Source organism: Sutcliffiella sp. NPDC057660, assembly GCF_042800035.1.
Taxonomy (GTDB): Bacteria; Bacillota; Bacilli; order Bacillales; family Bacillaceae_I; genus Sutcliffiella_A.
Genome location: NZ_JBHVHV010000022.1, coordinates 36,412 through 55,324, shown reverse-complemented (window position 1 = coordinate 55,324; position 18,913 = coordinate 36,412). Strand labels below are relative to the sequence as shown.

Genomic DNA, 18,913 nt, shown 5'->3' with positions numbered 1-18,913 from the left:
TCCCGCCCCCTACCCACCTATCACTCTCGCAGACAGCAGCTCCAATTCTGCTAGCTTTTCCTCACGTGCTTCTTCATCCAATCGATACTTATCCTCCAATATCTCCCACAGTCTTTCTCCCTTTTCCTCAATGGACAAAGGTAGCCGCTTCACAATCGTCCGATACTCAGCCAGAAACTCCGTATAGGAAATCCATGAAAGATCAAATTGCTCCTCCAGTTCCCTTTTCAGCTTGCGGGTCAGCTTGGGACTGGCACCATTGGAGGTGACCGCCACTTGCAGATTGCCGCGCCTCACCGTTGCAGGGAAGGTAACATTTCCTTCTCCGGATTCATCCACAACACACACAAGCTGCGAAGGCGGCAGCGTACGAACCAACTCCGCGTTCACGTCCCGGTTGTTCGTGGCCAGAATGACAAGAAATGCTTCTGTAAAATCCGAAGCCAACGCTCCCCGTTCCACCAGCTTATATCCTTTTATTACAGAAAGCTCCTGCACCTCCTCCGAAAATTCTGGCGCAATAAAGGTGATATCCGCCTGCTCCGCATCCAGCACCTTCGCCTTGCGCGCAGCTATTCTGCCGCCACCGGCAATCACTACCCTCTTTCCTCTCAAATCAATGACTAGCGGCTGCATATTCCGCCTCCTTTCCTAACGTTCGTTCCACGACGATATCCAAGATAGCCTGATGACGGCTCAGCGGCTCGATCAGAACGATGTCCTGTCCGTCACCCCGTCTTTTCTTCACCTCACGGGACACTTCACTCAACAATAGTCCGGCAAATAGCAGGTACGGAACAACAATCACTCTCCCTTCTGCAACTTTGCTGATCTCCTCGATTCCCTCTGCAAATAAAGGCGTGGTTGCCGCCAAATAGCATACCTCCACCCGGGAGTTTCCAAACCTCTCACCTATGCCTTCTTTTATCAAAGCAAAGGCTTCATGGATGGCAGGATCGCTGCTTCCCCTCCCCACCAGCAGAAGGGAGTCGAAAGCCGTCACTTCCCCGGCATTCGCCCTAACCAGCTCACAGATTCCCCTGACGATCCTCTCCTGCACCCCAAAGGCTTCAGCCATCTCGACGCTCACTCTGGGATACCTTTCACGCAAAGGCGCCAACGCTTCTGGGATATCCTCTTTTATATGTCCTGCGGTTAAAAGAAAGATCGGGACGACAGTGATTTCCGTCGCACCCCTTATCACACAGCGCTCAAATCCTTCCGCAATAAAAGGGGCGGCCAGCTCCAGAAAACTGATCTCCTGAATGCGAACAGGCACTTTCTCGATTACCTTCTGCAAAAATCCTTTCGCTTCTTCCGCTCCCTGTTTGGAACGGGTTCCATGTCCAATGTACAGAATCGCTTTCGACACAGGCGGTAAACCTCCTTTTATCCATGAACAACCGGCAAGTGAGGGACAATCTCCTCCTCAAACCAGTGCAATCTTTCGTGAAGCTTCACCACTTCCCCAATGACAATCATGCTTGGGTTGCTGATGCTGGCTTCCTTCACCTTGCGTTCTATGTTTGCGAGTGTGCCGACAACTGTCCGCTGCTCATTCAACGTACCCCAGTGAACAAGTGCAATCGGAGTTCTGGGGGATTTCCCATTCTCCAGCAGGTGACGGAGGATGTTCGGCAGCTGGGAGACGCCCATATAGACGCAGATCGTATCCACCGCATGCGCAAGATTGGCCCATTGGTGCTCCGCCTCCTTATCCCCTGCCTGATGTCCCGTCACAAAGGCAAAGCTTTTGCTTAACGTCCGGTGAGTGACCGGAATCCCTGCATAAGCTGCAGCCCCGATACCAGCCGTGATTCCTGGCACTACCTCGAAAGGCACATCATTCTTTGCGCACTCCTCCGCTTCCTCGCCGCCGCGGCCGAACACGAAAGGGTCTCCACCTTTCAATCGCACGACCTGCAGTCCTTTTTTTGCATATTTGATGAGAAAGTGATTGATCGTCTCCTGCTTCATAGTGTGGTAATGCGGGAGCTTTCCACAGTAGACAAGCTGGGCTTCCTTTCTTGCATAGTTTAATAGTTCAGGATTCACGAGACGGTCGTACAGGATGACGTCGGCCTTCTCGAGGCAGCGCAATCCCTTCACCGTTATCAATTCGGGGTCCCCAGGTCCTGCACCAACTAAATACACCTTTCCTGTCATGCGCTACCACCCTTTCTCCTCTGGATCTAAAATATAGCCGCTCTTTTTTCCCAGGCGTTTTTTCTCTCGTAAAATAATTTCCTTTACTCTTGGTCCTTTCAGATAAAACTTCTCCAGTTCCACATCCAGATGCTGAAATGCTGCTTCATCATTCTCTGCAAAAATAACGGATACGATTTCCTTTGCCTCGAGGGCTACATCAAATCTATACAGATATGCCATCGATTTCTTTTCCTAAAATAGTATCGAGTACATGCTGAAGAGCAGGAACTCCGACCCGTCCCACGAAGTCGAAGAATGACTCACCCTTATCCTTCTCGGCCAGGAAGTAGAGAAGCAGCTCCTCGAGGACATCCGTCAAATCATCAGCCTCAACCTTCCCCTTCAGCTTTTCATTGAACTTCCCGCCTTTATTCAATGTGCCTCCTACATAGATTTCATAGGCTTCGACCATTTCCTTCTTTTCATTGCGCACCTTCATCCCCTGGAGGCCGATATCGGCAATCTGGCGCTGTCCGCAGGAATTCGGGCAGCCGACCATATGCATGCGGATCGGCACATCAAGGCTGATCCGTGCATCCAGTTCCTCGGCGATGAGGCGCATCCGTTCCTTCGTTTCCACCAATGCAAGATTGCAATATTCGATTCCTGTGCATGACACCGCATGGCCGATGAAGGAATTCGGATTGATCGAGATGCGCTCGAAAATCGGCTCCTTCAGCAGTGCCTCTACGTTTTCAGATGGGATATTCGGGATGATCAGATTCTGGGAGTTACAGGTACGGATCTCCCCGTTTCCATATTTTCCGGAGATTCTCGCGAGCTCAAACACCTCTTCTGCATCGAGGCGCCCTACAGGTACATTGAAACCGAGGAACTTCAAGCCTTCCTGCTTCTGATCCTGGACACCGTAGAAATAGCCGGCATTCCATTCTTCCTTTGGCTCCTCGCCCTTGGAAGGAAGCGGACCTGTGTATTCCAGGAGCTTTTCCTTGAACTTTTCCGGTCCCCAATCCGCGACAAGGAATTTCAAGCGGGCGAGATGGCGCTTCTCCCGGTAGCCGAAATCGCGGAAAATCGTCGTAACCGCAATTGCCACTTCAAGCGTCCGCTCCGGTTCCACGAACACATCGATCGTTTCTGCCAGGAAAGGTCTTGAGGATAACCCCCCACCCACTTTCAGATGGAAGCCATTCTTCTCCACCCCATCGATCACCTTTGTTGCCGGCGTAAAAGAGACACAGTTGATTTCCGCGTTCGATGCGTTCTTCTTGTTGGCGCTGATCGACATTTTGTATTTTCGTGGCAGGTTCGAAAAATCCTCATTTTTCTGAAAGAAGTCATAGACCTCTTTTACAATGGCGCTCGTGTCAAACAGCTCATCCGGATCAAGGCCTGTGATCGGATTTCCGACAATGGTCCGCGTTATATCGCCGCACGCCCCGGCACTCGAAAGTCCTACCGCTTCCAGGCGCTTGAAAATATCGGGAATCTGCCCTATCTCCAGCCAATGGAACTGAATCGCCTGCCTTGTCGTGATATCAAACACACCCCGACCGTAATCCCTGGCAATCCCCGCTAGCGTCTCGACCTGCGCCTTTGAAAGGATCCCCGATGGCACATTCACACGCATCATGAAGTAGCCATCCTCCTTCGGTCGCTGCAAATAGAGTCCCGCCCATTTGAATAGATCCCACTGATCCTCCGGGATGGACGCAAAACCATTTTGTGCGTAGTAGGGGATGTCCTCCAAAATCCGCAGCCCATCCTTCTCGAGCTTCGCCTTCTCCGTCTTGTTCAACTTCTCGTTATCTTTCCAATGCTTTACATATGCCAATCTGTTCCCCTCCTAGATAATTTTCTGTAATCGCAGGTAGTCAAGAATGGTCGTTACCGACTCTTCCACACTAGAACGTTCGGAATGGATGGTGATCTCCGCCTTTACCGGTGCCTCATAAGGGGAATCGATTCCTGTAAAATCCTTGATTTCCCCGCGGCGCGCCTTTGCGTACAGCTGCTTCGGATCTCTTTTTTCACATTCCTCAAGCGGACAGTCGACAAAGACTTCGATGAATTCCGCCTCTTCAAACAGCTGACGGACCTGCTCCCTGTCTGCCCTAAACGGCGAAATGAAGGCGGTCGTGACAATCTTCCCGCTGTCGACGAAGAGCTTCGCCACCTCCCCGATACGCCGGATATTTTCATTTCGGTCCTTTTCCGAGAAGCCAAGATCCCGATTCAATCCATGCCGGACGTTATCCCCATCAAGCACATACTCGTTGATGCCCTGGCGGTACAGCTCCTTGGATACGGCATTGGCGATGGTGGATTTTCCGGAGCCCGACAGGCCTGTAAACCAGAGCACACTGCTTCCATGGCCGTTCTGCACCCTGCGCTCCTCTTTTGTAATGGCAGTTTCATGCCAGGTGATGTTCGTTGCTTTTGTCATAAAAACGTTCCTCCTTATACGGCCGCTGCTTTATTGAGTCCTTCGATCAATACCTCGATTACTTCCTTTCTGCTGAAGGTGGAAGGCGGAAGCTCGCCTGAACGCAGCATCTCCCTAACCTTCGTCCCTGATAAAATAACCCTGTCGTCTTTACCATGCGGGCAGGTTTTATCCGATGCCATCCCTTCGCACTTATTGCAGTAGAAGCTGTGTTCAAAGAACAATGGCTTGATGCCGAGTTCCTCTTCGGTAAAATGGCTGAAAATATGCTGTGCATCATAGGTTCCGTAATAGTCGCCAACACCTGCGTGGTCGCGGCCGACGATAAAATGCGTGCAGCCGAAATTTTTTCTGGCGATGGCATGAAAAATCGCTTCCCTCGGTCCCGCATAGCGCATTGCTGCAGGGTAGACCGCCAATTGAACACGGTCTTTCGGATAATAGTTTTCCAAGAGGACGCGATAGCTTCTGAGCCTGACATCTGCCGGAATGTCATCTGATTTTGTTTCACCTACAAGCGGATTGAGGAAAAGTCCGTCGACCGTTTCAAGCGCCGCCTTCTGGATATACTCATGAGCGCGGTGCACTGGATTTCTCGTCTGGAAGCCGACGACCGTTTTCCAGCCCTTCGCCTCAAACAGTGCCCGCGTCTCTTTCGGCTCAAGCCAGACATCTGCCGCAACACCCTTGTCAGGCTTTTTGATCAGTGTCACCTCTCCCGCCACATAAATGTCGCCACGTTCAAATAGCCGCTTGACGCCGGGATGTGCAAGCTCTTCAGTTTTGTATACTTCCCTCGCCTCCTTGGATAGGTCGGGTTCATACCATTCGGACACCGTGATCACGCCGTAGGTTTCGTTTTCGTGTGTAAGCTTATAGGTCTCGCCTTTTGTGAAGCTTGCTGCTACTTCTTTTGTCACTGGCAGGGTAACGGGAACCGACCAGACGGTGCCATTTTCGAGGCGCAGATTTTCCACGACCGATTCGTAATCCCCTTTTCCGAGAAAGCCTGTCAACGGACTGAAGAGGCCGACCCCGATCAGTTCGAGATCGCTCAGGGCGATGGCATCTATTTGAATCTCTCTTTCTATAAGACTCGTATCATAATTTGGATGATAGGCCTGCACGAGTGTGCCGCCATGTGGTGTTGGCAAGGACATTTTATTCAACCTCTCTTTTTTAAAATTAATCTTTACTCGATACCGGTATTGCCTGCGCCGTTGTACGGAGCATCAAAAATCTCACCCCGAACACGGAAACGAGCACGCCAAGCATCGCAATGACCGGATACATATTCTGTTCGATCAGCAGCTGAATCAATGTGTAGGAAAGCACCATCGATAGAACCGGGGAGACAACCCAGACGACCAGCAGCTGCACGACAATATCCTTTTTCAGCACCGCTCTTCCCTGTTTCACAAACCCGATGCCGATAATGGATGAAGTCGTGATCTGGGTGAGTGGTACAGGTATGCCAAAAAGGGACGCCGCCGTCACTATTCCCGCTCCTGTCCCGGAGATCACACAGCCTTCCTCCAGCTTGATCTTCGTGATTTTCTTGCCATTCGTCTCCAGCACCCGCTGCCCAAGAAGCAGTGCTCCCGCCGCTACGAACAATCCTCCCCAAAAAATTCCTTGGTCTGTGTCCATGATGCCTGCACCGACCAGCGGACCAACGGCATTTGCGACATTGTTCATGCCTGCCGAGAAGGCTTCGAATACGCCCATCACGATAACAAGGACCGATAAGACCGGGACCGACTTTTTTGACTTCACCCATTTGTCTATGAATCTATGCTCCAGCAACCAGGCAGCCGCAATCGCGATGAAGAAGGCGACTACCGGTGTAAGAAGCCAAAACAGTACAATCCAAGCAAGCTTTCCGGCAAATACAGATTGATAGACGATTCCTGCACCGACTACCGACCCGACTGTCACTTCGCTCGTGGATAGGGGGATGCCGAATAGATTCGCTAAAAATAGGGATAGTGCCGCGGACGTAATGACAATCAGTGCCACCGCAACGGTAAAAGTACTTTGCGGCACAATCCCGCTTCCCATCGTTTTGACCACCTCTCCGCCACCGAGCCACGCTCCAAAGAACACGGCGATCCCACATAAAACCAAAGCTGCATTTCTCTTCACAACGCCTGACCCATAGGCGATTCCCATGGATGCTGCCGCACCGCTCGCTCCAATATTCATGGCGAAAAAAAGACCAACGATGACGGCTATGGTAACTAGCATGCTTCTTCCTCCTTTAACCTCAGACCATCCCTAATTTGTATGAAGGCCGCATTCCGTTTTGCCGCTGCCGACCCAGCGCCCTGCCCTGGAGTCCCCTCCGTCGCCGACCGCCTGCGTACAGGGAAAGCAGCCGATGCTCGGATAGCCATGGTCATGCAACTCGTTATAGGGCAGATCTTGCTTGCGGATGTGCATCCAGACGTCCTCCCACGACCAATGGATGAGGGGACAGATTTTGATGTTCTGGAACTTATCATCCCGATTCAGAAAGTTTGTTTGTGCACGAGTCGGTGACTGCTCCCTTCTAAGACCGGATATCCAAGCCTCTTTCGGGGTTAAAGCTTCCCTTAGCGGTTCCACTTTCCTTATCTGACAGCATCGTCCCGGATCTCTTTTCCAAAGGGCGGTTCCGTGAATGGCGGCCTGTTCCTCCAATGTGAGCGCTGGCTTTCTTTTTTCGATTTGAAGGTTTGGGAACCGCGCTTCTATCTTCCTGATCACCTCATAGGTTTCCGGAAAATGTAGCTCAGTGTCCAGGAACACAATGTGTGCATCGGGCTTCACCTCGTAAATCAGATCAATCAGGACCATCGCCTCCGCCCCAAAGCTTGAGGCATAGACAATTTCGTTATCCCTGTAGGTGTGGTAGGCCCATTCGAGCAATTCCTTTGCACCTTTTGTTTTGGTCTCCATCGGAAAATGGGAAACTTCTTTCCAATTCTTGTACGTTATTTTCTCCGTCATCTGTTTTGCTGCTCCTTTCTTGTCCACGAAAAAAGGCAGCCCTTCTGCATGTGTGTACATGCAGAAGGACCGCCTCTAGTTTTCTAGTCAGCGCCTATTGATTTTTCTGAAGGCGAACCTTCTCATTTTTTTCGATCTGAATGACTTTTCCATCCTGTACCACCAAGGTGATAGATCCGAATTTCACAGATTGCAGCATTCTTTCCAAATGAACCATGACATCTTCCCATTCCGCCGATTTCAGATTGGCTCGCCTCCTCTATTCAAATGCTCCGACGCCTCTAAGGGGGGAAAGCGCCAGAGCTGGACAGTAAGCAAACTTGGGTCTTAGAAAATAAAAAACGCCTCTCCCATTTGGAAAAGGCGCATAAATTAAATATGCAGCACCTTATCTTCCAAAATGGGTATCCATTTTGCTGGAATTGGCACCTTGCTTACAGCAGGTTGCCGGGCTTCAACGGGCCAGTCCCTCAGCCGCTCTAGATAAGCGTCTATTATTGTTTGAACGATGTTAGCTACGTTTGTTACTGCTTGATATTAAAATTAATCCTACCATACACATATGAATTGTCAACAATGTTTTTGCCTATTTTTTTGAATTTTTTATTTTTTGGGAGGATGGTCCTAGACTTGTCGATTCCCCTCTATGCAAAAAAGCTGCAGATGTAAAAACACCTGCAGCTTTTTCTTATATACACTTATTCATTTCAATCTCTTTACGTTTTTCCGTCACCAGTACATTCAGATGGCGATACAGGTTGACGAATTCTCCTGGCAGCAGACCGCCGTACTCTCCGTCCAGGTTCAACTGCATTTTCTCATCGGTATGGACCTTTACACGGTTGGCTTTTGTGTAGATCACATGAGGATCCTTCACGTGCTCACCGCGAAGAGCAAGCGTCGCGACACGGATAAAGTCGGCGATGTTTGCTTTCTTCAAAATGATCAAATCAAACATCCCGTCGTTCATGCAGGAGTCCGGTGCAAGCTTCTCGAATCCTCCGACAGAGTTGGACAGTGATACGAGGAATAGCATGATTTCGCCTTCAAAGATTTTTCCATCATATTCGATCTGTACATTGGTCGGTCTGATCGAAGGCAGCATTTCCATCCCCTTCAGGTAGTAGGCCAGCTGTCCGATGATCGTTTTCAGCTTGCTAGGAACCTCATAGGAAAGCTCGGTCATTTTTCCGCCACCTGCGATGTTCATGAAGTATTGGTCATTGGCTTTCCCGATATCGACCGGCATCGGGACTCCGTTTGCAATGACATCGACACATGCGATGATGTCATCTCTCGGCAGGTCAAGGGCGCGCGCAAAATCGTTGGTCGTTCCAACCGGGATGATCCCTAGCTGTGGACGATAATCCTGTTCCGCAAGTCCGTTGACCACTTCGTTGATTGTTCCGTCACCACCTGCAGCGACAACCAGGTCATATCTGCGTTCAACCGCAAGCCTTGCAGCCACCGTCGCATCTCCATGACCGGTGGTAGCATGACAGGAGGCTTCATATCCAGCCTGTTCCAACCTCACTAAAACCTCTGGCAAGTGTTTTTTAAACGCTTCACGCCCAGATGTTGGATTATATATTACTCTCGCTCGTTTCATTTTCCCATCATCCTATATTTATATTTAAACGCTTCTATATTAAATTCTCTCGATGTCTACTGGCACTTTTTGAAGTCACTCTAATTTAACTATAATTTCCAAACGAACCTGGGTCAACCTCAAAATGACCCCAGATAACATATTAGCCTATTCCCAGCATCAGATGCAATTAAAACGAAAATTTCGAGAACCGTAAACTTTGTAACAAAAAGGGCCAGACCCCAAGCAGTACTACATTCTGTAGCAAATTCCTGCCGGGGTCTGGCCCTCTTTTTTAAATTTTTTTCAACCTGCTTGCTTATTTTTGCTCTTCTACGTTTGTTTCTTTTTTGTCGGTGCTTTTTGTTGTGCTGATTTCGTTTGTCAGGCTGTCGATGCTGTGGCGGATGTTGCCTTTGCCTGAGAAGTTTTCGATCAGCTCTTTTACGTCGATGCCGGATGATGCTTTCAGGGATTCCTGAAGCGTGGACATCAGGTTCGTTGCGTAGCCTGTGATTTTGTTGGCACCGCCGTTTTCACCGCTGCTGCCAGTGTCAACAACCGTGATCTTATCGATGTTACCAAGTGGAGCTGCCACTTGCTTCGCGTATTCAGGAAGCATTTTGATGATCATATCCAAGATAGCCGCTTGGCCGAACTGTTCGAATGCTTCTGCGATCTTTTCCTTCGCTTCAGCTTCTGCAAGACCCTTCAGGCGGATAACTTCCGCTTCGGATTCCCCTTGCGCTCTTTGTGCGTCGGCTTTTGCCACACCGTCGATACGGATCTTTTCCGCTTCCGCTTTTGCCATTGCTTCGATGCGATATTTCGTTGCATCAGCTTCTGCCATTTGTTTGGCCTTATCCGCTGCTGCTGCCTGCTCTACAGAGTAACGATCCGCATCGGCTTTTTTCTTCACTTCGGAATCATACTGGCGCTCACGACGCAGGATCTCTTTTTCCTCAAGCTCAATCTGCTTTTGACGCTCGATGATCTGAACCTGCATTTGCTGCTCGGTTACTTCCTGCTTCGCGCGCGCTTCCTCAAGGTGGTACGCCTGGTCGGCACGAGCTTTAGCAATATCTTGCTCTCTGCGATATTCAGCCATTTTCATTTGGTTATGCTTTTCCGCTTCCGCGATTTCAGTCGCACGCTCAAGCTCTGCACGTTGCGCGTCTTTGGATGCTTCCGCACGCTTGATTCGCGTTTCTTTGTCCGCTTCTGCTGTTGCAATGTCTGCGTCACGCTTTACTTGCGCAATACGTGGTTTACCAAGGGATTCTAAGTAACCGTTGCTATCACGAATATCACGGATTGTGAAGGAGACGATGATCAATCCCATTTTCGCCAGATCCTGTGATGCAACCCTTTGTACTTCCTGTGAGAATTTCTCGCGATTTTTATAAATTTCTTCTACAGTCATAGATCCTAAAATAGAACGCAGGTGACCTTCAAGTACTTCACGCGCCTCATTTTCCATGTCTTCTTTAGCTTTCCCTAAAAATTGCTCGGCAGCTGTTGCAATATCGCCGATCGAGTTGCCGATCTTGATGATTGCCGTACCGTCCGCCATTACAGGTACACCTTGCTCTGTGTATACTTCCGGAGTTTTTACGTCCAGTTTAATAGATAGCAAGCTTAGTGGATCGGATTGCTGGAACACCGGCACGATGAACGCTCCGCCGCCTCGTACAATCTTAATCTTGTTTCCTGATTCATCCACGTGTACATTTTTTCCGCCTAGATAACTACCAGTGATAATCAATGCTTCATCCGGTCCTGCCGTCTTGTAGCGTGCAACAAACACGACTACCAGTGCAAAAATCAGGATGGCGACGACTGCGATAATGATGGCGATTTCTCCAAATACCATGTGCTTTTCCCCCTATTGATTATAAGATTCTAATACTTTTTCGTACGGGGTCACAAAAACTACCCCTTTTTGGACATCGATGATCAGTACTTCCGTTTCGTATGGGATTGCTTCATTCTCAAAGCTCTGCGCCGATTTGGAGACGGTGCTGCCGCCGATGCTCAGTACCACTTCCCCAAAGCCGTCCTTCGGTATGGAAATGATGACCTTGGCAAGCTTCCCTTTCATGTCATCATCCGAATATCCGAGTGAAGCCTCGGCAGAACGGATCGGCACAAAAACGAATACATGCAGCAAAGTGACTAATATGCTCGAGATAACGGTGGATGCGCCCAACACAAACCAATCTGTCAGTGGTGAAAACTTATCCAGCAAATAGCCTGATGCACTGAACACCGTCAAAAATGATAAAATAAGTGCCGGATCCACAGGTATGACATCAAAAATTCCATCCACAATATCAGACAGCAGAATATAAATAAGTGTCAAGCTTCCAAAAACAATGAGGCCCCAAAAATAAACCTGCATCATTTCCATTCCAAACAACGCCATAGGCAATCGGTCCTTTCCTGGGGACAGGTTCCTTGTCCCACCTTTTCTCCAAATCTAATCAGGCTACTCCCAACTTCACTTCCACTGATCGCCTCCCCCATTTGTACTTCCAGTAGTATATACGGAAGAAATCCCTCCCAGGTTTCAAAAATCGGCAAAGATTATTTACCAACTGTTTAAAAGCTTGTGGAAGGTGTAAAATAGAATAGAGACTATTATGAATATACGAAAAATTAACTACATCTCTTCCATAATAAACCAATACAGAGAGGAAAACCATTGCAAATGATAAAAAAGTTACTGATTGGATCATCCTGCATCGCACTCCTTGCAGCATGCAGTCCCCTTGAAACCTTATCCGGTGAAGAACCTGTAATGATAAGCAGTAGACACTCTTCAAAATCGCCTGAGCTTTCCCCTACCAAAGAGAAATGGGAAGGATTTTTCAACAAGGAGGTAGCGGTTGTGGAGGAAGAACCCGAAGAAGAAACCCCAGCAGAGCCAACTGATGAAGAGCCTAGCGAACCCGTGACCGGCGAACCATCGGATGCTCCCCCTGAAGAAGAAGCAATCCCTGTTGTCGCGAACCCGACAGCGATCAATGTGATGGTCAATAAATTCTGGGCCTTGCCGGATGGGTACCGCCCACCTGATTTGATCCGTCCGAATGTGCCATTTTCCTTTGGCAACGAAAACAGCGACCGCTCCAAGCTGCGCATGGAGGCTGCCGAAGCATTGGAGATGATGTTTGCCGGCGCTGCTTCTGAAGGCATCGAGCTCTACGCCCGCTCCGGATTCCGATCCTTCGAAACCCAGGAATCCATTTTCAAAAATGAAATTGCAACCTATGGCTACGAACAGGCCGTTCTATATGTGGCCCGTCCCGGAACAAGTGAGCACCAGACCGGACTCACGATGGACATCACCGCCAAAAGCGTAGGATTGGAGCTTGTCGAGAGCTTCGAAAACACCGCCGAGGGCAAATGGCTCGCGGCCAACGCCCATCACTATGGTTTCATCCTGCGCTATCCGAAAGGGAAGACGAATATTACCGGCTATGCATTTGAACCGTGGCATTACCGCTATGTCGGGGTGGATATCGCAACTGATATTTTTAATAGAGGGATTACGTTGGAAGAATATATGGGTGATGTTCGGGAGTTTTAAGATTTTGTGAGGGCAAGGTGCTGCGGGAATGCGGTGCCTTGCCCTTTTTATGTGGGTTGCGGTTGAGGGATGATGAGCTTTTTGCTTCTTCGTTTGGTGGAAAAACCCGTCATCGGCTTTATGATGAGCTTTTTGCTTCGCTCGTTTAGTGAAAAAGCTCGTCATCGGCTTTATGATGAGCTTTTTGCTTCGCTCGTTTAGTGAAAAAGCTCGTCATCGGCTTTATGATGAGCTTTTCGCTTCGCTTGTTTAGTGAAAAAGCTCGTCATCGGCTTTATGATGAGCTTTTCGCTTCGTTTGTTTGGTGGAAAAGCTCATCATCGGCTTTATGATGAGCTTTTCGCTTCGTTTGTTTGGTGGAAAAGCTCATCATCGAATCCGACAACGCCCCATTCTCCCCATTTAAACAAAATACCAGCCGTTCGCACCACTGAAACTAACAAATTGGTTCTTTTCCTCGCACGTTTCTAATTCCGGGAATGAAAATCCCTACACCGCGCTCCATTTCCATCCGCGAAACCACCATTCTATACGTTTACGCCCGATTATTGGATTTTACGCCCGCTTTCTCGCATTTGCGCCCGAAAAACAAAGTTTGCGCCCGATGTTGTGGGCTTTTCGCCCGATTACACCTACTTCTCGCCCGAACGCCAAAATCCGACAAATCCCACAATCTGCTTCCCAGACCCGCACCATCGCAACCCCGCTCCACCGCCATCCCACTGAAACAACAAAAAAGAACCCCAGCCCAAAAGCCGGAGTCCCACTAAAATTATCTCAACTTAATCTCCTCAAGCAACAGCTTGTTGACCATCGGAGGGTTTGCCTGTCCTTTTGTCGCTTTCATGATCTGCCCTACAAGGAAGCCGATAGCGCGTTCCTTCCCACTTTTGAAGTCCTCGATGGATTGAGGGTTGGCATCAAGCGTTTCGCCGACGATTTTACGAAGAGTGCCTTCGTCAGAGATCTGAACAAGACCTTGGTCTTTGACGATCGTCTCTGCGTCGCCGCCGTTTTCGATAAGCTCCTTGAATACCTTCTTCGCAATTTTGGAAGAGATCGTGCCTTTTTCCAGCAGCTTGATCATGCCGGCAAGTCCGGCTGGAGTCAACGCAACGTCATCCAACTCTTTCCCCTCCGCATTCAAGTATGCGGAAACCTCTCCCATCAGCCAGTTGGAGGCAAGCTTCGCATCTGCACCTTCGCCCACTGTCTGTTCAAAGAAATCGGACATTTCCTTCGTCAGGGTGAGAACTTGTGCGTCGTACGCAGGCAAGCCAAGCTCTTCCACGTAACGGCGTTTGCGCTCATCCGGAAGTGTCGGGATTTCGGCACGGACGCGAGCTTTCCACTCGTCATCGATGTGAAGCGCCACAAGGTCCGGCTCCGGGAAGTAACGGTAGTCATCCGATCCTTCTTTTACACGCATCAGGATCGTTTCTTTTGTCGTTTCATCATAGCGGCGGGTTTCCTGCTCGATCACTCCACCTGACAGAAGTACCTTCTCCTGACGAACCACTTCATGCTCCAAGCCCTTTTGGACAAAGTTGAAGGAGTTCAGGTTTTTCAGCTCCGCTTTGGTCCCGAACTTCTCTTGCCCAACCGGACGAAGCGAGATGTTCGCGTCACAGCGGAGGGACCCTTCTTCCATTTTACAATCGGATACTCCTGTGTACTGGATGATGCTTTTCAATTTTTCAAGATAAGCGTAAGCCTCTTCCGGCGTACGGATGTCCGGCTCGGAAACGATCTCGATAAGAGGTGTTCCTTGACGGTTATAGTCCACAAGAGAATAGCCGTCGCCTGTATGCATCAATTTTCCTGCATCTTCCTCAAGGTGAAGACGAGTGATTCCGATGCGTTTCTTTTCGCCGCCCACCTCGATTTCGATCCAGCCATTTTCACCAATCGGCTTGTCATATTGGGAAATCTGGTAAGCCTTCGGGTTGTCCGGATAGAAGTAGTTTTTACGGTCGAATTTCGTATCTGTTGCAACCTGACAGTTCAATGCCATTGCGGCCTTCATCGCGTATTCCACTGCCTGCCTGTTTAAAACAGGGAGCACTCCAGGGTACCCCAGTTCCACGACACTTGTGTTGGAGTTCGGTTCTGCGCCGAATTCGTTCGGGCTTGCCGAGAATATTTTGGATTTTGTCTTTAGCTCTACGTGTACCTCAAGTCCAATAATAGTTTCAAAGTTCATCGTCTCACCCCTTACAGTTGTGGTTTTTGTTTATGATGGTCGGTTGCCTGCTCGAACGCATGTGCAACACGGTAAATGGTACTTTCATCGAAATGCTTCGCGATAATCTGCAAGCCAACTGGCAATCCATCCACGAATCCTGCTGGGACAGAGATTCCTGGTACGCCCGCAAGGTTAACCGGGATGGTCAGGATATCGTTCGCATACATCGTTAACGGATCCTTCGTCTTTTCGCCAACTTTAAATGCTGGAGTCGGCGTTGTCGGTCCAACGATTACGTCATATTTTTCAAAGACCTTTTCAAAGTCCTGTTTGATCAAGGTACGAACCTTCTGCGCTTTGATATAGTATGCATCATAGTGACCGGCACTCAGCGCATATGTACCAAGCATGATGCGTCGTTTCACTTCCGGACCGAAGCCCTCGCTGCGCGTCTGCTTGTACATCTCTAAAAGGTTTTTCGCATTGTCTGTACGATATCCGTAGCGGACACCGTCAAAGCGAGCCAGGTTGGCGGACGCTTCTGATGAAGACAATAGATAGTAGGTAGCCAATGCATATTTGGAGTGAGGCAGTGACACCTCTTCCCATGTTGCACCAAGCCCTTCCAATACCTTCAGAGCATCCAGTACGGATTTACGCACTTCTTCACTTACACCTTCACCAAGGTATTCCTTTGGCACACCGATTTTCAGACCCTTCACATCACCAGTCATGCTGGATAAGAAGTCTGGAACATCCGCGTTCGCAGAAGTGGAATCCATCTCGTCCATCCCGGAGATCGCTTGCAGAAGGTAGGCGTTGTCTTCAACGGTACGTGTGATTGGTCCGATTTGATCCAGGGAGGATGCAAAAGCAACCAATCCGTAACGAGACACACGGCCATATGTAGGCTTTAATCCTACTACCCCACAGAATGCTGCCGGCTGGCGGATCGATCCACCTGTATCAGAGCCAAGGGAGAAGAAAACCTCTCCTGCCGCTACTGCAGCTGCGGAACCACCGCTTGATCCACCTGGTACACGATCGAGATCCCATGGATTGCGGGTCGCTGCAAACGCAGAGTTTTCATTGGAGGAACCCATTGCAAACTCATCCATGTTAATTTTACCGATTGTAATGGTTTCTGCCTTCTTCAGTTTTTCTACAACAGTTGCGTCATAGATCGGGTTGAAGTCGCCAAGGATCTTGCTCGCACATGTTGTACGGATTCCTTTTGTCACGATGTTATCCTTCACACCGACAGGAAGACCGAATAATAGGCCATGCTCCTTCTCTGTGCCAAGCGCTTCGTCGAGCAACTTTGCCTGTTTGCGGGCATGTTCTTCGTCAAGCGTTAAAAATGCCTGGACTTTTCCATCCACTTCACCTATACGTTTGTAGGATGTATCAACTAGATCCGAAACTGAGATTTCTTTTTTATGTAAAAGGCTATGTAATTCCGATAGCTTCTTATCAAACAATGACATGGTTTTCCCTCCTTACTATTCCAGAATTGTCGGTACGCGAATCTGGCCATTCTTATGATCCGGCGCGTTTTTCAATACCTCATCAACCGGTAGGCCTTCTTTTGCTACATCCTCTCTCATGACATTCTTCATAGGAAGTACATGAGTGGTCGGTGCAACATGATCTGTATCCAATTCATTCAGCTGCTCCGCGAATGAAATGATTGCATCCAATTGACTTGTGAACATTACCGCTTCCTCTTCGCTGATCGCAAGACGAGCCAAATGTGCCACGTGTTTTACTTGATCCTCAGAAATACGGGACATCCTATCCACCTCCGCAAAATATCGAAACTTGCACAATATCCTTTTATCATACTAAACTTTACCCCGCTCAAGCAATAGAGAGCCCCCGTTCCTTGTACGTTTCTTCACAAAGACAATTAAATGTAAATGCCTTATATGTATTTCATCCTTTTTTGGGGAAAATAACTACAAGAAATAGTTCTAAAAATGTCAGTCAAATTACAGGAATATTACGTGATTGAAAATTCTAAATAGTTTTACTTCAATTTGTTTCTAATGCTCTCTTATCCCCCAAGCCTCAAGGGATACAACTCTTTTCTACCTATTGAAAATAGTTTCATTCGCTTGAAATAAGGGAAATACTTTGTTAGCTTAGATACTCGTAACCGGTATCAGAGCAATTTGGGGCGCCGAAATTGCTGAAAAAAGAGAGAAAACACAGGAGTTGATTTTGTTGGAATTTGAAACATTCATATCTTTAGGCTTGTATTTCATCGGGATGTTGGCGATTGGATACTATGCCTATAAAAAATCTACGGATAACATATCCGAATATATGCTTGGGGGCCGCCAGCTAGGTCCTGGTGTTACTGCATTATCTGCAGGGGCATCCGACATGAGTGGCTGGATGCTGATGGGATTGCCTGGAGCGATGTATGCAACAGGGATTTCGAGTATTTGGCTGGCCATCGGTCTAACCATCGGGGCATACTTGAACTATATACTCGTAGCACCTCGTCTTCGAACCTATACGGAAGTAGCGAATGATTCTATCACAATACCCGATTACTTCGAGAATCGCTTCTACGATGGTACTCGAATCCTTCGTTTTGTATCTGCAATCGTTATTATCATATTCTTTACACTTTACACGTCTGCTGGGATGGTTTCCGGCGGAACACTTTTTGAAAGTGCCTTTGGATTGGACTATCGAATGGGTCTATTTGTGACAGCTGGAGTAGTTGTAGCATATACCCTATTCGGCGGATTTTTAGCGGTAAGCTTAACAGACTTTGCACAAGGAGTCATCATGCTGCTTGCCCTGGTCCTTGTGCCGATCGTTGCTTTTACAAGCTTGGGTGGAGTTGGTACAACGATAGATGAAGTTCGTGCAATAGACCCTACTCATTTGGACTTTTTTACAGGAACGACCGTCCTCGGGATCATCTCCCTGCTTGCATGGGGGCTTGGCTACTTCGGTCAGCCGCATATCATTGTACGATTTATGGCAATCAAATCAATCCGTGACTTCAAAGCAGCTCGCCGTATCGGAATGAGCTGGATGATCGTTTCCATAATCGGTGCGATGGCTACCGGTCTTGTCGGTTATGCATACGTAAACCGGACTGGAATGGATTTGGACGATCCCGAAACCATTTTCATTGCATTCTCACAGGTACTGTTCCATCCATTAATCACAGGGTTCTTACTGGCAGCTATCTTAGCAGCTATCATGAGCACGATCTCTTCTCAATTGCTTGTAACATCCAGTGCATTAACGGAAGACTTCTATAAAACATTCTTCCGCCGAGAAGCCACAGATAAGGAACTGGTACTGATCGGTCGTATTTCCGTACTTGTGGTCGCTATTGTTTCCATCCTCCTTTCCTACACGCCAAACGATACAATCCTTGATCTTGTAGGACAGGCTTGGGCAGGATTTGGTGCCGCATTCGGACCAGTTGTGCTATTAAGTCTTTACTGGAAACGTATGAACCGTTGGGGTGCACTGGCAGGTATGATCGTCGGGGCATTGACTGTTCTGATCTGGATCTATGGTCCATTTAAAATCAATGGTATTGCCACAACCAAATACTTGTATGAAATGATTCCAGGGTTCTTCCTGAGCACACTTGCAGTTATCATCGTAAGTTACTTGACGAACTTCCCTCGCAAGAAGGTCCGTGAGACATTTACGGAAATGGAAGAAACAATGGTTGAGGAACATAATAAAGTAGATTAATGATTTACTCGAGGGGAGCCTTATGCAGGCTCTCCTTTTTGTTATTTCGAAAATCCTTTTTTAAAAGTTAATTTGTTGAAAATTTTTCAATCCCTTGGGGCAGTTCAGATTGCAAAAAAATTAATCAAACGTTTGTTTAAAAAATACTTTCCCGGGAAAGTATTTACGGGCGACTTTACTTTTTTCAGCTGAAAATAACGCTGTTTC

The 18,913-nt window shown here is 48.4% G+C and carries 19 protein-coding genes and 1 riboswitch; of the genes, 3 read left to right on the top strand and 16 right to left on the bottom strand.

The annotated features are described in order from the left end of the window. Positions 1-9: 9 nt before the first annotated feature. The 13 genes from ACFVAD_RS21375 to ACFVAD_RS21315 all read right to left on the bottom strand — a co-directional run bounded on the left by ACFVAD_RS21375 (position 10) and on the right by ACFVAD_RS21315 (position 11,619). Positions 10-636, bottom strand: a complete 627-nt coding sequence (locus tag ACFVAD_RS21375) for a precorrin-2 dehydrogenase/sirohydrochlorin ferrochelatase family protein (protein WP_386644994.1) — start codon at positions 634-636, stop codon at positions 10-12. Next, positions 617-1,372 carry a sirohydrochlorin chelatase gene (locus ACFVAD_RS21370; protein WP_386644991.1) on the bottom strand — a complete coding sequence of 252 codons (756 nt, stop codon included), beginning with the start codon at positions 1,370-1,372 and terminating at the stop codon, positions 617-619. The genes ACFVAD_RS21375 and ACFVAD_RS21370 overlap by 20 nt, the downstream gene beginning before the upstream one ends. Positions 1,373-1,389: 17 nt before the next feature. Continuing rightward, on the bottom strand, positions 1,390-2,166 hold the full coding sequence (gene cobA, locus ACFVAD_RS21365) for a uroporphyrinogen-III C-methyltransferase (protein WP_386644988.1): 777 nt from the start codon (positions 2,164-2,166) through the stop codon (positions 1,390-1,392). A 3-nt stretch (positions 2,167-2,169) separates the two neighbouring features. Then, positions 2,170-2,388, bottom strand: coding sequence for a DUF3906 family protein (locus tag ACFVAD_RS21360; RefSeq protein WP_386644985.1), 219 nt, complete (start codon positions 2,386-2,388; stop codon positions 2,170-2,172). Continuing rightward, complete coding sequence (locus ACFVAD_RS21355; RefSeq protein ID WP_386644982.1) at positions 2,372-4,003, bottom strand: nitrite/sulfite reductase; 1,632 nt, start codon at positions 4,001-4,003, stop codon at positions 2,372-2,374. The genes ACFVAD_RS21360 and ACFVAD_RS21355 overlap by 17 nt, the downstream gene beginning before the upstream one ends. A gap of 12 nt (positions 4,004-4,015) precedes the next feature. Next, positions 4,016-4,615: an adenylyl-sulfate kinase gene (gene cysC, locus ACFVAD_RS21350; RefSeq protein ID WP_386644979.1), complete on the bottom strand. Its 600-nt coding sequence runs from the start codon at positions 4,613-4,615 to the stop codon at positions 4,016-4,018. Positions 4,616-4,629: 14 nt separating this feature from the next. Beyond that, the gene (gene sat / locus ACFVAD_RS21345; RefSeq protein WP_386644976.1) at positions 4,630-5,775 is read right to left on the bottom strand and encodes a sulfate adenylyltransferase; all 1,146 of its coding nucleotides are present in this window, start codon (positions 5,773-5,775) and stop codon (positions 4,630-4,632) included. Between the two features lie 25 nt (positions 5,776-5,800). Beyond that, positions 5,801-6,862, bottom strand: coding sequence for a sulfate permease (locus tag ACFVAD_RS21340; protein ID WP_386644973.1), 1,062 nt, complete (start codon positions 6,860-6,862; stop codon positions 5,801-5,803). 30 nt (positions 6,863-6,892) lie between these two features. Beyond that, entirely contained in the window at positions 6,893-7,606 is a 714-nt protein-coding gene (locus ACFVAD_RS21335) for a phosphoadenylyl-sulfate reductase (protein ID WP_386645102.1), read from the bottom strand. 94 nt (positions 7,607-7,700) lie between these two features. After that, on the bottom strand, positions 7,701-7,823 hold the full coding sequence (locus tag ACFVAD_RS21330; RefSeq protein ID WP_386644970.1) for a YezD family protein: 123 nt from the start codon (positions 7,821-7,823) through the stop codon (positions 7,701-7,703). 168 nt (positions 7,824-7,991) lie between these two features. Then, positions 7,992-8,096, bottom strand: a riboswitch (SAM riboswitch). Positions 8,097-8,294: 198 nt separating this feature from the next. Further along, the gene (locus ACFVAD_RS21325; RefSeq protein ID WP_386644967.1) at positions 8,295-9,215 is read right to left on the bottom strand and encodes a diacylglycerol kinase; all 921 of its coding nucleotides are present in this window, start codon (positions 9,213-9,215) and stop codon (positions 8,295-8,297) included. A 298-nt stretch (positions 9,216-9,513) separates the two neighbouring features. Then, positions 9,514-11,067, bottom strand: a complete 1,554-nt coding sequence (locus ACFVAD_RS21320; RefSeq protein ID WP_386644964.1) for a flotillin lipid rafts scaffold protein FloT — start codon at positions 11,065-11,067, stop codon at positions 9,514-9,516. 12 nt (positions 11,068-11,079) lie between these two features. Then, positions 11,080-11,619: an NfeD family membrane protein gene (locus ACFVAD_RS21315; protein ID WP_386645099.1), complete on the bottom strand. Its 540-nt coding sequence runs from the start codon at positions 11,617-11,619 to the stop codon at positions 11,080-11,082. Between the two features lie 285 nt (positions 11,620-11,904). Here ACFVAD_RS21315 and ACFVAD_RS21310 point away from each other — a divergent pair, with 285 nt between their 5' ends. Next, on the top strand, positions 11,905-12,786 hold the full coding sequence (locus ACFVAD_RS21310; RefSeq protein WP_386644961.1) for a M15 family metallopeptidase: 882 nt from the start codon (positions 11,905-11,907) through the stop codon (positions 12,784-12,786). A 69-nt stretch (positions 12,787-12,855) separates the two neighbouring features. Then, a complete protein-coding gene (locus tag ACFVAD_RS21305) occupies positions 12,856-12,987 on the top strand; it encodes a hypothetical protein (RefSeq protein ID WP_386644958.1) in 132 nt (43 codons plus the stop codon). 571 nt (positions 12,988-13,558) lie between these two features. Here ACFVAD_RS21305 and gatB read toward each other — a convergent pair. Genes gatB through gatC form a run of 3 tightly spaced genes read right to left on the bottom strand, consistent with a single transcriptional unit; the run spans position 13,559 to position 16,764 of the window. After that, the gene (gene gatB / locus ACFVAD_RS21300; protein ID WP_386644955.1) at positions 13,559-14,989 is read right to left on the bottom strand and encodes an Asp-tRNA(Asn)/Glu-tRNA(Gln) amidotransferase subunit GatB; all 1,431 of its coding nucleotides are present in this window, start codon (positions 14,987-14,989) and stop codon (positions 13,559-13,561) included. An 11-nt stretch (positions 14,990-15,000) separates the two neighbouring features. Beyond that, entirely contained in the window at positions 15,001-16,458 is a 1,458-nt protein-coding gene (gatA, locus tag ACFVAD_RS21295; RefSeq protein WP_386644952.1) for an Asp-tRNA(Asn)/Glu-tRNA(Gln) amidotransferase subunit GatA, read from the bottom strand. A 15-nt stretch (positions 16,459-16,473) separates the two neighbouring features. Beyond that, a complete protein-coding gene (gene gatC / locus ACFVAD_RS21290; RefSeq protein ID WP_386644949.1) occupies positions 16,474-16,764 on the bottom strand; it encodes an Asp-tRNA(Asn)/Glu-tRNA(Gln) amidotransferase subunit GatC in 291 nt (96 codons plus the stop codon). Between the two features lie 433 nt (positions 16,765-17,197). Here gatC and putP point away from each other — a divergent pair, with 433 nt between their 5' ends. Then, entirely contained in the window at positions 17,198-18,706 is a 1,509-nt protein-coding gene (gene putP / locus ACFVAD_RS21285) for a sodium/proline symporter PutP (RefSeq protein ID WP_386644946.1), read from the top strand. Positions 18,707-18,913: the final 207 nt, after the last annotated feature.

Coding starts and splice junctions, on each gene's coding strand:
- ACFVAD_RS21375 (WP_386644994.1), bottom strand. CDS start 636: ATGCAGCCGCTAGTCATTGATTTGAGAGGAAAGAGGGTAGTGATTGCC.
- cobA (WP_386644988.1), bottom strand. CDS start 2,166: ATGACAGGAAAGGTGTATTTAGTTGGTGCAGGACCTGGGGACCCCGAA.
- ACFVAD_RS21360 (WP_386644985.1), bottom strand. CDS start 2,388: ATGGCATATCTGTATAGATTTGATGTAGCCCTCGAGGCAAAGGAAATC.
- cysC (WP_386644979.1), bottom strand. CDS start 4,615: ATGACAAAAGCAACGAACATCACCTGGCATGAAACTGCCATTACAAAA.
- sat (WP_386644976.1), bottom strand. CDS start 5,775: ATGTCCTTGCCAACACCACATGGCGGCACACTCGTGCAGGCCTATCAT.
- ACFVAD_RS21340 (WP_386644973.1), bottom strand. CDS start 6,862: ATGCTAGTTACCATAGCCGTCATCGTTGGTCTTTTTTTCGCCATGAAT.
- ACFVAD_RS21335 (WP_386645102.1), bottom strand. CDS start 7,606: ATGACGGAGAAAATAACGTACAAGAATTGGAAAGAAGTTTCCCATTTT.
- ACFVAD_RS21330 (WP_386644970.1), bottom strand. CDS start 7,823: ATGGTTCATTTGGAAAGAATGCTGCAATCTGTGAAATTCGGATCTATC.
- ACFVAD_RS21325 (WP_386644967.1), bottom strand. CDS start 9,215: ATGAAACGAGCGAGAGTAATATATAATCCAACATCTGGGCGTGAAGCG.
- ACFVAD_RS21320 (WP_386644964.1), bottom strand. CDS start 11,067: ATGGTATTTGGAGAAATCGCCATCATTATCGCAGTCGTCGCCATCCTG.
- ACFVAD_RS21315 (WP_386645099.1), bottom strand. CDS start 11,619: ATGGCGTTGTTTGGAATGGAAATGATGCAGGTTTATTTTTGGGGCCTC.
- ACFVAD_RS21310 (WP_386644961.1), top strand. CDS start 11,905: ATGATAAAAAAGTTACTGATTGGATCATCCTGCATCGCACTCCTTGCA.
- ACFVAD_RS21305 (WP_386644958.1), top strand. CDS start 12,856: ATGATGAGCTTTTTGCTTCTTCGTTTGGTGGAAAAACCCGTCATCGGC.
- gatB (WP_386644955.1), bottom strand. CDS start 14,989: ATGAACTTTGAAACTATTATTGGACTTGAGGTACACGTAGAGCTAAAG.
- gatA (WP_386644952.1), bottom strand. CDS start 16,458: ATGTCATTGTTTGATAAGAAGCTATCGGAATTACATAGCCTTTTACAT.
- gatC (WP_386644949.1), bottom strand. CDS start 16,764: ATGTCCCGTATTTCTGAGGATCAAGTAAAACACGTGGCACATTTGGCT.